At 61.2% G+C, this 14032-nt stretch carries 17 protein-coding genes; 12 read left to right on the forward strand and 5 right to left on the reverse strand.

Annotated elements, in window-relative coordinates; all coding sequences use genetic code 11:
- Both CO667_RS06355 and CO667_RS06360 read right to left on the reverse strand, forming a co-directional pair.
- Positions 1-504 carry a cupin domain-containing protein gene (locus tag CO667_RS06355; protein WP_097617583.1) on the reverse strand — a complete coding sequence of 168 codons (504 nt, stop codon included), beginning with the start codon at positions 502-504 and terminating at the stop codon, positions 1-3.
- Between the two features lie 201 nt (positions 505-705).
- Entirely contained in the window at positions 706-1065 is a 360-nt protein-coding gene (locus tag CO667_RS06360; RefSeq protein ID WP_097617584.1) for a hypothetical protein, read from the reverse strand.
- A gap of 132 nt (positions 1066-1197) precedes the next feature.
- Here CO667_RS06360 and CO667_RS34695 point away from each other — a divergent pair, with 132 nt between their 5' ends.
- The 4 genes from CO667_RS34695 (at position 1198) to CO667_RS06375 (ending at position 4690) form a co-directional block, all read left to right on the forward strand.
- Positions 1198-1407 carry a hypothetical protein gene (locus CO667_RS34695; protein WP_143540697.1) on the forward strand — a complete coding sequence of 70 codons (210 nt, stop codon included), beginning with the start codon at positions 1198-1200 and terminating at the stop codon, positions 1405-1407.
- A 3-nt stretch (positions 1408-1410) separates the two neighbouring features.
- Positions 1411-1866 (forward strand): 6,7-dimethyl-8-ribityllumazine synthase, encoded by a 456-nt coding sequence (gene ribH, locus CO667_RS06365; protein WP_097617585.1) that lies wholly within the window; start codon positions 1411-1413, stop codon positions 1864-1866.
- Between the two features lie 3 nt (positions 1867-1869).
- On the forward strand, positions 1870-2352 hold the full coding sequence (gene nusB / locus CO667_RS06370) for a transcription antitermination factor NusB (RefSeq protein ID WP_018241520.1): 483 nt from the start codon (positions 1870-1872) through the stop codon (positions 2350-2352).
- A gap of 199 nt (positions 2353-2551) precedes the next feature.
- A complete protein-coding gene (locus CO667_RS06375; protein WP_097617586.1) occupies positions 2552-4690 on the forward strand; it encodes a sodium-translocating pyrophosphatase in 2139 nt (712 codons plus the stop codon).
- Positions 4691-4806: 116 nt separating this feature from the next.
- Here the strand turns inward: CO667_RS06375 and CO667_RS06380 are convergent, their stop codons facing one another.
- Positions 4807-5340 carry an outer membrane protein assembly factor BamE gene (locus CO667_RS06380; RefSeq protein ID WP_097617587.1) on the reverse strand — a complete coding sequence of 178 codons (534 nt, stop codon included), beginning with the start codon at positions 5338-5340 and terminating at the stop codon, positions 4807-4809.
- A 188-nt stretch (positions 5341-5528) separates the two neighbouring features.
- Here CO667_RS06380 and CO667_RS06385 point away from each other — a divergent pair, with 188 nt between their 5' ends.
- From CO667_RS06385 to CO667_RS06410, 6 genes are all read left to right on the forward strand, one after another.
- Positions 5529-6119, forward strand: a complete 591-nt coding sequence (locus tag CO667_RS06385) for a ubiquinol-cytochrome C chaperone family protein (protein ID WP_097617711.1) — start codon at positions 5529-5531, stop codon at positions 6117-6119.
- A gap of 11 nt (positions 6120-6130) precedes the next feature.
- On the forward strand, positions 6131-6685 hold the full coding sequence (locus CO667_RS06390; protein WP_097617588.1) for a DUF177 domain-containing protein: 555 nt from the start codon (positions 6131-6133) through the stop codon (positions 6683-6685).
- A 98-nt stretch (positions 6686-6783) separates the two neighbouring features.
- The gene (plsX, locus tag CO667_RS06395) at positions 6784-7830 is read left to right on the forward strand and encodes a phosphate acyltransferase PlsX (RefSeq protein ID WP_097617589.1); all 1047 of its coding nucleotides are present in this window, start codon (positions 6784-6786) and stop codon (positions 7828-7830) included.
- Positions 7831-7850: 20 nt separating this feature from the next.
- Entirely contained in the window at positions 7851-8822 is a 972-nt protein-coding gene (locus CO667_RS06400; RefSeq protein ID WP_097617590.1) for a beta-ketoacyl-ACP synthase III, read from the forward strand.
- A gap of 105 nt (positions 8823-8927) precedes the next feature.
- Positions 8928-9266 carry an integration host factor subunit alpha gene (locus tag CO667_RS06405; RefSeq protein WP_003574027.1) on the forward strand — a complete coding sequence of 113 codons (339 nt, stop codon included), beginning with the start codon at positions 8928-8930 and terminating at the stop codon, positions 9264-9266.
- A 150-nt stretch (positions 9267-9416) separates the two neighbouring features.
- Positions 9417-9956, forward strand: coding sequence for a MerR family transcriptional regulator (locus CO667_RS06410; RefSeq protein ID WP_003558354.1), 540 nt, complete (start codon positions 9417-9419; stop codon positions 9954-9956).
- A 69-nt stretch (positions 9957-10025) separates the two neighbouring features.
- On the opposite strand, the gene CO667_RS06415 is transcribed toward CO667_RS06410, so the two are convergent.
- Positions 10026-10373, reverse strand: a complete 348-nt coding sequence (locus tag CO667_RS06415; RefSeq protein ID WP_097617712.1) for a response regulator — start codon at positions 10371-10373, stop codon at positions 10026-10028.
- A gap of 264 nt (positions 10374-10637) precedes the next feature.
- Between CO667_RS06415 and CO667_RS06420 the strand changes: the two genes are divergently transcribed.
- Complete coding sequence (locus tag CO667_RS06420; protein WP_097617591.1) at positions 10638-12284, forward strand: response regulator; 1647 nt, start codon at positions 10638-10640, stop codon at positions 12282-12284.
- Positions 12285-12323: 39 nt separating this feature from the next.
- On the opposite strand, the gene CO667_RS06425 is transcribed toward CO667_RS06420, so the two are convergent.
- Positions 12324-12638 carry a DUF1236 domain-containing protein gene (locus CO667_RS06425; RefSeq protein WP_097617592.1) on the reverse strand — a complete coding sequence of 105 codons (315 nt, stop codon included), beginning with the start codon at positions 12636-12638 and terminating at the stop codon, positions 12324-12326.
- A 324-nt stretch (positions 12639-12962) separates the two neighbouring features.
- On the opposite strand from CO667_RS06425, the gene bcsN reads away from it, so the two are divergent.
- A complete protein-coding gene (gene bcsN, locus CO667_RS06430; RefSeq protein ID WP_097617593.1) occupies positions 12963-13943 on the forward strand; it encodes a cellulose biosynthesis protein BcsN in 981 nt (326 codons plus the stop codon).
- The last annotated feature ends 89 nt before the right edge of the window (positions 13944-14032 follow it).

The following is a 14032-nucleotide window of genomic DNA, read 5'->3' on the forward strand; positions in this document are numbered from 1 at the left end:
TCAGGCGCCGGGTTCGCCGTCCCAATAGTCGAGATCGCTTTCCGGCCGTCCGATATGGCGGAAGCGCCCGGCCTTTGAACCCTCTCTGTTCGTCTTGGCAAGGAACTTTCCGGAATCGGGATATTCGACGATTTCGGTCTTGGCCATCGTCGAGATGCCGAGATAGGCGAGGGCGACCGTGCCGGTGTTGATGATCTGGTGCGCCGTTTCCTGCCCGCCGGCCGGCGCGCCAAGCATGTCGCCCGCCTTGATCGCATGGCGCTCGTCACCGAAGCGGTATTCGCCGGTGCCCGCGATCACATAAAAAAGCTCGTCTTCGACGTGATGATTGTGGAAGGGACAGCTCGATTTGCCCGGCGGCACTTCGTTATAGCTGACGCCGAGACCAGCCAGGCCGAGAAGCGTGCCGAACGAGGTGTCGGCGCTTTCATAGAACTCGCCCTGTTTCCAGTGCTCGAGCTCGAGATCGGCGGTATTGATCACCGCCTTCGGTTCCATCGCCATGCTGTTCTCCTGTTGCAGCAAGAGAAATTATCATCGCGCCGGAAAATTCAATGCCAATCTCGGAAACCCCCGGCATGGGCGGAGAGGAGACCGCCGCCCATGCTGTGAGCGCCGCACGTCCAAGGACGTCAAAACGCTCGATTCCGTTCAGCCCGCGCATCCGGAAGATCGGTGCCGATCTCGAGGGATGCGCCGAAGCCGTCAGCGGACGTAGAAGGTCAGGCTTCCGTCGGCCGCCTGCTCGGCATTGACGATGTTGCGGACATCGACGCCTTCGTTGTTGAGACGGTGGGCAAGCGATCTGTTGGCGTCGATCGAGGCCTGGATGCCGTGAACGGCCTGGCCGGATCGTTCCGGCGCCGAGCGTGGGCCGGTCGTTTCGTCGTCGAGGTTGCGCCAGTTATGGACCTGCTCGACATTGAAATCATTGCCCTGGAAGGTCCGGAGTGTCTGCTCGATGCCCTGGGCCGTGTTCATCCCAAGGCTTTCGGCCCGGCTGACGCCGGCAAATGCGAGGGAGGAGAGGGTGGCTGCGATGGTAATGGTGACAACGCGGTTCATGATGGTATCCTTTCATCTGCTTTGACGGTCGACTGTCGTTGCAGGGGATCGTCTGCGTCACGACATGGAATTGGCGTTCTCCTTTTGACGATTCAATAGCTTAAGCCACTGAAAACCCATTAAGAATTGTTCATGAAATCCGCCTTCGAATTGCCGTTTTCCAGGCATTCGGAAAAGCTGGTTTCAACGGCTTGCCTGGTGACGCAGGCGCAGCGCGGCTATCCCCTTGCGGATATTTCGTCTTTGGCGTTGCGGCATCGGGCGAAAGTGCTTGCCATTCTGATGAAGGCATGTTTTGACCGCGGGCTGCCGAGTGGAAAACGCCCCACAAATCGAAGGTGAACCATGCCGAGAGAGACCGCTCCCCATATTTTGATCGTTGAAGCCCGCTTCTACGACGACATGGCCGACGCCCTGCTCGAAGGCGCGACCTTCGCATTGCAGGAGGCCGGCGCCACCTTCGAGGTCGTCACCGTTCCCGGTGCACTGGAAATTCCGGCGGCGATTGCCATGTCGCTCGATGGAGACGACAATGGCGGCACGCATTATGACGGCTATGTCGCGCTCGGCATGGTCATTCGCGGCGAGACCTATCACTTCGATATCGTGTCGAACGAATCCTCGCGCGCCTTGATGGATCTTGCGGTCAGCGAATCCCTTGCCATCGGCAACGGCATCCTGACCGTCGAAAACGACGAACAGGCATGGGCGCGCGTGCGCCGCTCGGACAAGGACAAGGGCGGATTTGCCGCTCGCGCAGCTCTGACCATGATCGAGCTGAAGCAGAAACTGGGTGCATAACGAATGAACGACGACAAGACGGAACGGCCGGTCAAGACTGCGAACCAGCGGGGCGCTGCCCGCCTTGCTGCCGTTCAGGCGCTTTATCAGATGGATGTCGGCGGCACCGGCGTTCTGGAAATCGTCGCCGAATACGAAGCGCACCGTCTTGGCCAGGAACTCGACGGCGCGACCTATCTGAAGGCCGATGCCGCCTGGTTCCGTTCCATCGTCTCCGGTGTCGTGCGCGATCAGGTCCGTCTCGATCCGCTGATTGCCGCAGCCCTGCAGGATGACTGGGCCTTGTCGCGTCTCGACAGCACCGTGCGCGCCATCCTGCGCGCCGGCGTCTTCGAAATCACCGACCGCAAGGACGTTCCGGTGGCGGTCATCGTCACCGAATATGTCGAGATCGCCCAGGCCTTCTTCGATGACGACGAGCCGAAGCTCGTCAACGCCGTGCTCGACCGCATCGCCAAGCAGGTCCGCGGCGAGGCGAAGAAGTAACTCCTTAGCCGCCAAACAATCTCCCTAAGTCTTTCTTCGCACTGCAACGGTTTTCGCCCGTTGCGGTCTTGACGCCACGTGATCGACCACGCAATCTCCGCACGGCTTAGCTGTGGCATTTCTGTGGAGAGGAAAGGCGATTCGGCGGCGTATCTGCCGGAGGAGGAGTGATCTCCGGCCTATGGGAGGAAAGAGCGAAATGACCATTCTTTTATGCGTAATCGCATGCGGTCTGCTCTCGGTGGTCTATGCCGCCTGGGCAACCCGGTCGGTGCTTGCCGCCGATCAGGGCAATAGCCGCATGCAGGAGATCGCGGGTTATATCCGCGAAGGCGCTCAAGCCTATCTGACGCGCCAGTACAGAACCATTGCCCTTGTCGGCGTCGTCGTTTTCATCGCAGCTTGGCTGCTTCTTTCCGCCGAGGCCGCCATCGGCTTTCTGATCGGCGCCGTACTATCCGGTGCTGCCGGCTTTATCGGCATGCATGTCTCCGTCCGCGCCAATGTGCGCACCGCCCAGGCAGCTTCCGCCAGCCTTTCCGCCGGCCTCGACATCGCCTTCAAGTCGGGTGCGATCACCGGCATGCTGGTGGCAGGCCTCGCACTGCTCGGCGTCTCCATCTACTATACCATTTTGACCGTCGGCCTCGGCCATGAGAGCGGCTCGCGCGAAGTCATCGATGCGCTGGTGGCGCTCGGCTTCGGCGCTTCGCTGATCTCGATCTTCGCCCGTCTCGGTGGCGGCATCTTCACCAAGGGCGCCGATGTCGGCGGCGACCTCGTCGGCAAGGTGGAAGCCGGCATTCCCGAGGACGATCCGCGCAACCCGGCAACGATTGCCGATAACGTCGGCGACAATGTCGGCGACTGCGCCGGCATGGCCGCCGACCTCTTCGAGACCTATGCGGTCTCGGTCGTCGCCACCATGGTCCTCGCCGCGATCTTTTTTGCCGGCGCGCCGATCCTCCAGTCTGCGATGGTCTATCCGCTGGCGATCTGCGGCGCCTGCATCATCACCTCGATCATCGGCACCTTCTTCGTCAAGCTCGGTGCGAACGGCTCGATCATGGGCGCTCTTTACAAGGGCCTCATCGTCACCGGCCTGCTGTCGATCGTCGGTCTCGGCGCTGCCACCTCGCTCACCATCGGCTGGGGCTCGATCGGCTCCGTCGGCGGCGCCGATATCTCAGGCACGCACCTCTTCTTCTGCGGCATCGTCGGCCTTGTCGTCACAGCGCTGATCGTGGTGATCACCGAATATTATACCGGCACCGGCAAGCGCCCGGTCGTCTCGATCGCCCAGGCCTCGGTCACCGGTCACGGCACCAACGTCATCCAGGGCCTCGCCGTCTCGCTGGAATCGACGGCGCTGCCGGCGATCGTCATCGTCGGCGGCATTCTCGCCACCTACCAGCTCGGCGGCCTGTTCGGTACCGGCATTGCGGTCACGGCGATGCTAGGCATTGCCGGGATGATCGTCGCGCTCGACGCCTTCGGGCCGGTGACGGACAATGCCGGCGGGATCGCCGAAATGGCGCATCTGCCGCCGGAGGTGCGCAAGTCCACCGATGCGCTCGATGCCGTCGGCAATACGACCAAAGCCGTCACCAAGGGTTATGCCATCGGTTCGGCCGGTCTCGGCGCACTGGTTCTTTTCGCGGCCTATTCCTACGACCTCAAATATTTTGCGGCGAATGGCGACAAATTCCCGTATTTCGCCGGCATCGGCGAAATTTCCTTCGATCTTTCCAACCCCTATGTGGTGGCGGGATTGATCTTCGGCGGCCTCGTTCCCTACCTCTTCGGCGGCATCGCAATGACCGCCGTCGGCCGTGCGGCCGGCGCCATCGTCGAGGAAGTCCGCCGTCAGTTCAAGGAAAAGCCGGGCATCATGCAGGGCACGGAAAAGCCGGATTACGGCAGGGCTGTCGACCTCCTGACCAAGGCCGCCATCCGCGAAATGATCGTGCCGTCGCTGCTGCCGGTGCTGGCGCCTATTGTCGTCTATTTCGGCGTTCTTCTCATCTCCGGCTCCAAGGCCTCGGCCTTTGCCGCCCTCGGCGCATCGCTGCTCGGCGTCATCATCAACGGCCTCTTCGTCGCCATCTCGATGACATCGGGCGGCGGCGCCTGGGACAATGCCAAGAAGAGCTTCGAGGATGGTTTCATCGACAAGGATGGGGCGCGTCACATGAAGGGTTCGGATGCGCACAAGGCCTCGGTCACCGGCGATACCGTCGGCGATCCTTACAAGGACACCGCCGGCCCCGCCGTCAACCCGGCGATCAAGATCACCAATATCGTGGCACTTCTGCTGCTCGCCGTTCTTGCTGGTTGATGCATACCGAAAAATTGCGCGGCGGTTGACGACGCGCAATTCGCCACAGACTCGATCAGCGACCATCAAAAAACCCGCCGGAGCGATCCGGCGGGTTTTGTATGAGGCGTATCCGATCAGCGCAGGCTGCTTGGATTCTGCGGCGTGCCGCCGGCGCCGCCGCCGAACAGGCTGCGGGCAGCACTCGCGGCGCTGCCGCCGGAGAGCATCTGCTGCAGGAAGGTGAGTTCCTTGCCGCCGGTCGGCGTGACGCGTCCGATCGTGTCGAACACCTTGCCGTCCTGCAGCGTATAATTGGCGCGACGGCTGACAACGCTGTCCTTGTCGAAATAGATCGCCAGAACGCTCTGGTCGACGACCTTCAGCTTCTGGAAGGCGACGGCACGTGTGCGCCGCTGCGAGATATAATAGAAGACTTCGCCGTCGAAGGTCGCCGTCGTCGATGGGGTGCCGAGCGAAAGCAGCACTTGTTCGCGGCTCGAGCCTTCCGGAACGAGGTTCAGCGACTGCTGGTCGGCGACGTAGCCGCCATTGAGTACGGTGCTGGTCTGGCAACCGGAAAGAGCGGATGTGGAGGCGATTATGAAGGCAATGGCCGCACTGCTGAAGAATTTCACGTCAGACTTGAAATACCGTTTCTTCAACGACATCTACTCCCTTGAGTGTCGATAGCAGCCATTTTGGGCCTTGCACGCTTTACCTCCTGCAAAACTATTGTGGCCATTCCGGGTCGAATATCCCGAATTCGTTTCGCCGACGCATCGAAGGCGTCGTCCCGAAACTGGTCACGATCAGCATTGCAATTCGCGCCTGCTTCGGTAAACCAGCTTTCGAAATCATGCAACAAGGCCAGAGGCCGGCCGGCGTGAAGAATGAGGCATTTCCGGAAAAAACAATGATCTTCGGGCTCTTCCGTAAGAAAAACAACAATCAGGCAATCGTCGACAGACAATATGCGGCGCTGACGGCGGCCGCGCGCATGCCGGAGATTTATGAGCGGCTCCATGTGCCGGATACGGTCATGGGCCGTTTCGAGATGCTGTCGATCGCCATGATTCTGTTTTTTCGCCGCACGCGCAGCTCCGCCACCAGCGGCCAGGAGATCGCCCAGGAGATCGTCGACGCTTTCTTCCAGGATATCGACTATTCGATCCGCGAACTCGGCATCGGCGACAACAGCGTCCCGAAGCGCATGAAGAAGCTCGCCGGCATGTTTTACGGCCGGCTCGAAGCCTATTCGAAGGCGATGGATGCGGGCGATGCCGAAGCGCTTGCTCTTGCCCTCACGCGCAATATCTACCCCGAAACCGCGGCGCCAGCCGATATGTCCGGCCTTGCCCAATGGATGATGGCTGCGGAATCCCATCTGTCTGCTGTTCCGGAGGAGGCGATCTCCACCGGTTCGGCAACGCTCCCGCCTGTTGCCTGAAGGAGCAAACAATGAAGAACGATCGGGACGATGTTCCCTTCTCCTATCACGTCAAGGTCGGCCATATCTCGGCCAACCCCGTCGAAGTCCATGTCGAGGCCGACGCCGGCGAATTGAAGGCGCTTGCCGAGACCTGGAACGTCGTCTCCGTCGACGATCTCCGCGCCGATCTGCAGATCGCCCGCTGGAAGCGCGACGGCGTGCGCATCAAGGGCCGCGTTCAGGCAAAGATCGTCCAGTCCTGCGTCGTGACGCTGGAACCGGTGGAATCCGCCATCGACGAGAGCTTCGAGCAGATCTTCGTGCCGGAGGGCTCCAAACTTGCCCGCCAGCCCGGCAATGACGCCGGCGAGATGCTGCTCGATCCCGACGGCCCCGATCTGCCCGAGACCTTTGTCGGCGATACGATCGATGCCGGCGAGGTGGTTGCCGAATTCGCCGCGCTCGCGATCGATCCCTATCCGCGCAAGGAGGGCATCGAATTCACAGGTCATATCGAGGATAGCGGCGAGAACGACAAAAAGCCCTCGGCTTTCGCTGCCCTCAAGGATTGGAAAAAGGACTGAAGCGTCTCTGGTATTTGACATAATTCAGTTGTAAGCGACGCCAAAACCGGTATTTTGGCCGAAATTTCGCCCCCGGCGAAAAGAAGGATCAGGGACGCGTGATCAGAATATCTCTCGACCTCATGGGTGGCGACTTTGGTCCCCAGGTTGTCATCCCCGGCGCCGCCAAGGCGTTGGATCGGCATCCGGATATTTCCTTCGTTTTTTATGGTCTCAAGGAACAGTGCGATCCGGTTCTCGCCAAGTTTCCGAAACTCAAGGAAAAATCGCTCTTCCACGACTGCGAGCTCGCCGTCGGCATGGATGAGAAGCCGAGCCAGGCGCTGCGCCGCGGCCGCTACATCTCCACCATGTGGCGTTCGATCGAGGCGGTGAAAACGGGGGAGGCCGATGTTGCGGTCTCGGCCGGCAATACCGGCGCGCTGATGGCGATGGCGAAGTTCTGTCTTCGCACCATGGCCAATATCGAGCGCCCGGCGATCGCCGCGATCTGGCCGACGCTGAAGGGGGAGAGCATCGTGCTCGACGTCGGTGCGACGATCGGCGCCGATGCGCAGCAACTGATGGATTTTGCCCTGATGGGCGGCGCCATGGCGCGTGCGCTGTTCGAGGTCGAACGCCCGACGGTCGGCCTTCTGAATGTCGGCGTCGAGGAAATGAAAGGCCAGGAAGAGGTCAAGGAGGCCGGTCGCCTGTTGCGCGAGGCGAACATCGATTCGCTCGAATATTCCGGTTTCGTCGAGGGCAACGACCTTGGCAAGGGCACGGTCGACGTCGTCGTCACCGAAGGGTTTTCCGGCAATATCGCGCTGAAGACCGCCGAAGGCACCGCCAAGCAGATTGGTGAATATCTGCGCGCCGCCATGTCGCGCACGCTGCTTGCCCGCATCGGCTATCTCTTCGCCAAAAGCGCCTTCGATCTGCTTCGCGAGAAGCTCGATCCAAGCAAGGTCAATGGCGGCGTATTTCTCGGCCTGAACGGCATCGTCATCAAGAGCCATGGCGGGGCGAATGCCGAGGGAATCGCCGCCGCCATCGAAGTCGGCTACGACATGGCCAAGAACGGCCTCAATCAGAAAATAGAAAACGATCTTAAGAAGTATCATGCCAAGCGGCTGCCCCCGATGGGCCCGGAAGCTGCATGAGCGATGGGGTTCAATCGACTATGATCCGTTCAGTGGTTCGCGGGTTCGGAGCCGCACTTCCGAAGCGCGTGATGACCAATGGTGACATGGAGGCGATCGTCGACACATCCGACGAATGGATCGTCCAGCGCACCGGCATCCGCCAGCGTTATCTCGCCGGCGATGACGAGACGACGGCCTCGCTCGGCGAGGCCGCCGCGCGCGCCGCCCTTGCCAATGGCGGCCTGACACCGGCAGATATCGATCTCATCATCTGTGCCACCTCGACGCCTGACAACACCTTTCCGGCAACCTCGGTCAACATCCAGAACCGCCTCGGCATGAGCCACGGCTTCGCCTTCGACGTCCAGGCCGTCTGCACCGGTTTCGTCTATGCGGTGACGACGGCGGATGCCTATATCCGCGGCGGGCTGGCAAAGCGCGTTCTCGTGATCGGCGCCGAAACCTTTTCGCGCATTCTCGACTGGAACGACCGCACCACCTGCGTGCTTTTCGGCGACGGTGCCGGCGCGATCGTGCTCGAAGCGACCGAGGGCGAGGGCACTGTTGCCGATCGCGGCGTGCTGACCGCGCATCTGCGTTCGGACGGCTCGCACAAGGAAAAACTCTATGTCGATGGCGGACCGTCGACGACCGGCACCGTCGGCAAGCTGCGCATGGAAGGCCGCGAGGTCTTCAAATATGCAGTCGGCATGATCACCGACGTCATTCAGGCGGCTTTCGATGCGACCGGCACGACCGCCGATGACCTCGACTGGCTGGTGCCGCACCAGGCCAATCGACGCATCATCGACGGTTCGGCGAAGAAGCTGAATATCGATGCCGCGAAGGTCGTCGTGACCGTCGACCTGCACGGCAATACGTCGGCGGCCTCGATCCCGCTTGCGCTCGCGACCGCTGCCGGCGACGGCCGCATCAAGAAGGGCGACCTGGTGATGCTCGAAGCGATGGGCGGCGGTTTTACCTGGGGCGCCGTTCTGCTGCGCTGGTAGGCGTAAATCCTGAAAAACTGGCGGCGAACAAGAGCTTGACCGTGACGCGCAAGACAAATACTCTTTGCGCGATTTCACAAAATATTTGAAATGGGCGGGGAAATCATGACCGGAAAAACAGTGACGCGCGCAGACCTGGCGGAATCCGTTTTCCGAAAGGTCGGGCTTTCCCGGACCGAATCCGCGGAACTCGTCGAAACTGTCATCGACGAAGTTTGCAACGCCATCGTGCGTGGTGAAACCGTCAAGCTTTCCTCCTTCGCCACTTTCCAGGTACGCGACAAGAACGAGCGGATCGGCCGCAACCCGAAGACCGGCGAGGAGGTTCCGATTTCCCCGCGCCGGGTGATGACCTTCAAGGCCTCGAACGTGTTGAAGACACGCATCCTCAAGGCGCATGTCTCCCGCAAGGTCAAGCTGAAGCCGCAGAATCCGGCCTCCTGAGCATCGGCTTCCCGTTTCTAAAATGGCGTTTTTTCGCTTTGCACTGCCCATCGTTGTGCGCAACGTCGAGACATGACTTGAATTGTCGGCGCCAAACCGTTGAAATATGATGAGTCGCCGTTGGATCGAGCCGCGAGGTCGCGTAGCAGTATGACGTTGGACAAGAGCCCCGATGCCTTTCGCACCATCAGCGAAGTCGCAGACGATCTTGATCTGCCGCAGCATGTGCTGCGCTTCTGGGAGACGCGTTTTCCGCAGATCAAGCCGATGAAGCGCGGCGGCGGCCGTCGTTATTACCGGCCCGAGGATGTGGATCTCCTCAAGGGCATCCGGCATTTGCTCTATGATCACGGCTATACGATCAAGGGTGTGCAGAAGCTTCTGAAGACCAACGGCAACAAGTTCGTCATATCGGTCGGCCACGGCGATCTCGCCAGCGTCGAGGCGCTTGCCTCGGGCGTGCAGGACACCGGTGCCGGAGAACCGCGCGTCGGCATGGCCGACGAAGACCAGATCGTCGGCCGCGCCAAGCCGCCGATTACCCGCCGATTCTTCAATTTCGTCGCGGGAGACGATGAGCAGGAAGTCTCGATCGGCAAGTCGAGCGTCGGCAAGGAAGACAGGGCATTGCTGCAGGAGGCGCTCTACGACCTGCTGGAATGCAAGCGTCTGCTCGATCAGGTGCGTTGAGCAAGGAGCATGATGCCGAAAAGTGTGAGCGGTTTTCTCATAACATCCTGCTCTAACTTTTAATCGAACTCAGGCTTCGGCAAGCCGTTTCATCGCCTGTTCGAGTTCGCTGAGCTGGAAGGGTTTTTGCAGCACGGGCAATGTGCTTGGGCTGCTGCCGTCAGGGGCGGCGCCGTATCCCGTCGCGTAGACATAGGGTTTTCCGCGTTCGTCGAGCAGCTTTGCGACCGGCAGCGAACTCTGCCCCGCAAGCGATACATCGAGAATGGCGGCGTCGAATTCCGTGTCCCTGGCGGTGGCCAGCGCCCGTTCCAGGTCGGGTGCGCTGGCGCAGACCCGGTAGCCGAGATCGGCGAGCATGTCTTCGAGCAGCATGGCAATCAGCGCGTCGTCTTCGACGATGAATATGTCTTTCATGGTCCCCATCCACCCATTTCCCTTGCCGGGCATGGAGATTTATGTGGACTGCTTGCGCTGCGCGTCAAGACGTCGTGCCCGGCAGTGCAAGAAACAGCATATTGCCGGGTGAAATTCGATGTGTAAAAGCTGGGATGCCGTCTTCGTAACGGCTCCTGCATAATTCCCGATATCGGAATCGGTTTCAGGAATTATGCAGCAGTTCAAAGAGTTACGGCGTCCTTTGCGCATCCGAATGCGCGGGGCGGTATGAAGGGGTCTGGAATGGATTTGCTGAGTGCCACGGATTGGCTGCGTCAAAGGCCAGCTTATACCTATCCGCTGGCCATTGCCTTCGTTGGCCTGACGTTTCTTTTCCGGCTTGCCGCCAGCGATTATCTCTCCGGCTTTCCCTTTCTGAGCTTCCTTCCGGCAATATTGCTGGCGAGTTTCATCGGCGGCGCGGGGCCTGGCCTTGTCGCGGCGGTGCTTGCCGCTTTCATTGTCCAGCAGTTTTTCGTCGAGCCGCACGATGTCTTCTGGCCGATGAACGCCGGCCAATGGGTCGGTCTGTCGACCTATCTGATCAATGCGGCGATCATCATCGGCCTGATGGAGATGATCATCATCGCGCATGCCCGGCAGAGCCGCCTTCGCGGTGAGCTCAACAGCTTCAACGCACGCCTCGAACAGACGGTGGTCCAGCGCACCGCCGAGCTGAGGCACGAGATGGAGGAGAATGCCGCCGCGCAGGCGCAGGTGCGCCAGTTGCAGAAGATGGAGACGATCGGCCAGCTCACCGGCGGCGTCGCTCACGATTTCAACAACATGCTGGCGATCATCATCGGCAACCTCGACCTCGCCCAGCGGCGCCTGACCGGAAGCGAGGATCCTCGCCTGCCGCACTCCATTCAGAATGCCAAAGACGGCGCACAGCGGGCCGCGGTATTGACCGCGCGTCTTCTCGCCTTCTCGCGCCAGCAGCCGCTTGCTCCTGAGGTGATCGACCTCAACAAGCTGGTCGGCGGCATGTCGGAGCTGCTGCGCCGTACGCTCGGCGAGCAGATCCGGATCGAGACCGTTCTGGCCGGCGGCCTCTGGCCGAGCTTTGCCGATCTGAGCCAGCTCGAGAACGCCATCCTGAACCTTGCCGTCAACGCCCGCGACGCCATGCCGGGCGGCGGACATCTGACGATCGAGACCGCCAATACCGAACTCGACGAGCGATATTCGCGCATGCATTCCGAGGTCGAGGCCGGCCAATATGTGATGGTCAGCATGACCGATACCGGCACCGGCATGTCGCCCGACGTGATCGACCGCGCCTTCGACCCGTTCTACACCACCAAGGGCCCCGGCAAAGGCACCGGTCTCGGCCTCAGCCAGGTTTACGGCTACATCAAGCAGAGCGGCGGCCACATCAAGATCTATTCGGAGATCGACAGAGGCACGACGGTGAAGATCTATCTTCCCCGTCATGTCGGCGCGACGGACGCCCGTTTGAGCGCAGCCGGCTCCCAGCCGCTTCCTCAGGGCAGCGTCAACGATACGATCTTGGTGGTGGAGGATGATGAGAACGTCCGCACCATGACCGCCGAAAGCCTGCATGAACTGGGTTACACCGTCTTGCAGGCGGCCAGCGGCATGGAGGCGCTTCTCATCCTGGAAGAAAATCGGGAAGTCGACCTGATCTTCACCGATATCGTCATGCCGCAGATGAGCGGGCGCCAGCTTGCCGATATCGTCCAGGAAAAATGGCCGGCGATCCGGATTCTTTACACGACGGGCTACACCCGTAATGCCATCGTCCACAATGGTGTGCTCGATCACGGCGTTTCCCTGCTCGCCAAGCCCTTCAGCCTGGAGCAGCTTGCTCACAAGATCCGCGAACTGCTGAATGTACCGGCGAGGATGGAAGACGAGCGGACGTGAAGCCGAATTGCGGCCGCACGTCCACAGTTCAAGATCGCACTATTCCAGGACCTGGATCACGCGATGCGTCTTCGGTTCGACGATGACGCGCCGCTCGTTGACGACGGTGTAACCGTAGCCGTCGATATTGGGCACTGTATGCACCTCGACGGTATCGGGAAGCGTCGCGCCGACCACGATGTCGCCGTCATAGACGACGGACGGCGTCTGTTGCTCCATCACATAGGTGCGCACCTCGGCGGGCAATACGACGGAGCCGGTCGCTGCGGGATCGGTGACGATGACGGTGCTCTGCGCGAAGGCGGCGGAGCTGATGGTCAGCATGGCGGCCGCGGCCAGCATAATCTTGCGCATGGGATGTTCTCCTTCTTCAATTTGAGACATCAGGGCAACGCTGGCCGTGCGGCATAGTTCCTCGGGGCTTTCGCCGGGCAGAAGACACGCGCAATGAGGGCAGTTGAGGTGTTGCGAAACCGACTTATGCATCATACGGTTGAGCTGTCCGAATAAAATTCAGGGTGATTCCGTCCGGTGACATCAACGGCTCGTTCTTTACCCTTCGTTAACCATGCTGGCGGTTTATGTCGGGTGAACGGCCGGGTGGTCGTTGATTCGAAGGTCCGTCGCGTTTCGGTTGGCGAATGGATATCTGGAAAGACGAATGCGGCGGCTCGAGACATGGGTTTGCGGAAGACGATATCGCTGATGGCCGTAGTGGGCATGATGGCCGGTTGCACGTCGACGGGCGGTGTGCGCCAGCCTTCCGGGCCGGAAACCGTGGCGCCTGAAAAGGCGCTGGTCCTGCCGCCGCCGGGCGGCCCGTCGATCGTCAGCGTCGTCGAGCGCAAGCGCGGCAACGGTGTCGAGCAGACGGTATCGCTCTTTACCTCGTCCTCCGTGCCCGGTCAGAATTTTCTGAAGGTCCAGTTCTTCGGCGCTTCCGGAGCCAATCCCGGGGCGGGCGATGCGGGCTTCAGCATGATCAACGAGAGCGGCATCAATCGCGAAGTGGCCCGTTCGGCCCCGGGCGTGCCGATGGCGACGTCGGCGACCTTCCTGCAGAACGCTTACGGTCCCTTCGGTTACGCCTCCGGCCGCAGCCGTGCCGGCGACAGCTGCATCTATGCCTGGCAGCAGATCCGCTCGAGCACTCAGGCCAACAGCCAGGCGCGCAATTTCGGCATGATCCAGCTCCGCCTGCGTCTTTGCGACGCCAGGGCGAGCGAGCGCCAGCTGCTCGGCATCGTCTATGGCTATACCATCACCGGCACCTTCGACGGCGCGATCTGGAATCCCTACGGCAATCCGCCGCCCGCCGACGCCGCACTCGGACGCACCGGCGCGCCGGTCTATCCCGACGAGGACGGTTATCGCGCCAGCCCGATGCCGATCGGCTACGAGCCGGCGCCTGCCATTGTCAGCCGGCCGCGGGCAGTTGCGGTTCGCAGCGCTCCGGCGCCGCAACCGGCTGCGGGCGCGACATCGTTGCCGGCCCCCATCGGTCCGCGCGTGCCGCTGCCGGGCGAGGCGCCGCAGACGAGCGCCAAGTCCGCTGCAGCAGCCGAGCCGGTCGAACAATCCGCAAGGGCGATCGGCGTCACCGTGCCGTCGCCGGACTGCATAGGCGACGCGGCCATGACGGCCGCCTGCCGGAGATAGAGCATGATGCCGAAAAGTGTGAGCGGTTTTCTCATGACATCATGCTCCAACTCTTTCTCGTGAGCATACCGGGTGCGCCGGACTGTGCC

Source organism: Rhizobium sp. L43 (assembly GCF_002531725.1).
GTDB lineage: Bacteria > Pseudomonadota > Alphaproteobacteria > Rhizobiales > Rhizobiaceae > Rhizobium.

What these genes read in the sequence shown, in the direction of transcription:
- CO667_RS06415 (WP_097617712.1), bottom strand. Translation starts at nt 10,373, where the DNA reads ATGAAAGACATATTCATCGTCGAAGACGACGCGCTGATTGCCATGCTG.
- CO667_RS06405 (WP_003574027.1), top strand. Translation starts at nt 8,928, where the DNA reads ATGACCGGAAAAACAGTGACGCGCGCAGACCTGGCGGAATCCGTTTTC.
- CO667_RS06400 (WP_097617590.1), top strand. Translation starts at nt 7,851, where the DNA reads ATGATCCGTTCAGTGGTTCGCGGGTTCGGAGCCGCACTTCCGAAGCGC.
- CO667_RS06410 (WP_003558354.1), top strand. Translation starts at nt 9,417, where the DNA reads ATGACGTTGGACAAGAGCCCCGATGCCTTTCGCACCATCAGCGAAGTC.
- ribH (WP_097617585.1), top strand. Translation starts at nt 1,411, where the DNA reads ATGCCGAGAGAGACCGCTCCCCATATTTTGATCGTTGAAGCCCGCTTC.
- CO667_RS06420 (WP_097617591.1), top strand. Translation starts at nt 10,638, where the DNA reads ATGGATTTGCTGAGTGCCACGGATTGGCTGCGTCAAAGGCCAGCTTAT.
- CO667_RS06380 (WP_097617587.1), bottom strand. Translation starts at nt 5,340, where the DNA reads ATGTCGTTGAAGAAACGGTATTTCAAGTCTGACGTGAAATTCTTCAGC.
- CO667_RS06385 (WP_097617711.1), top strand. Translation starts at nt 5,529, where the DNA reads ATGCAACAAGGCCAGAGGCCGGCCGGCGTGAAGAATGAGGCATTTCCG.
- CO667_RS06355 (WP_097617583.1), bottom strand. Translation starts at nt 504, where the DNA reads ATGGCGATGGAACCGAAGGCGGTGATCAATACCGCCGATCTCGAGCTC.
- CO667_RS34695 (WP_143540697.1), top strand. Translation starts at nt 1,198, where the DNA reads ATGAAATCCGCCTTCGAATTGCCGTTTTCCAGGCATTCGGAAAAGCTG.
- CO667_RS06375 (WP_097617586.1), top strand. Translation starts at nt 2,552, where the DNA reads ATGACCATTCTTTTATGCGTAATCGCATGCGGTCTGCTCTCGGTGGTC.
- CO667_RS06390 (WP_097617588.1), top strand. Translation starts at nt 6,131, where the DNA reads ATGAAGAACGATCGGGACGATGTTCCCTTCTCCTATCACGTCAAGGTC.
- bcsN (WP_097617593.1), top strand. Translation starts at nt 12,963, where the DNA reads ATGGGTTTGCGGAAGACGATATCGCTGATGGCCGTAGTGGGCATGATG.
- nusB (WP_018241520.1), top strand. Translation starts at nt 1,870, where the DNA reads ATGAACGACGACAAGACGGAACGGCCGGTCAAGACTGCGAACCAGCGG.
- CO667_RS06360 (WP_097617584.1), bottom strand. Translation starts at nt 1,065, where the DNA reads ATGAACCGCGTTGTCACCATTACCATCGCAGCCACCCTCTCCTCCCTC.
- CO667_RS06425 (WP_097617592.1), bottom strand. Translation starts at nt 12,638, where the DNA reads ATGCGCAAGATTATGCTGGCCGCGGCCGCCATGCTGACCATCAGCTCC.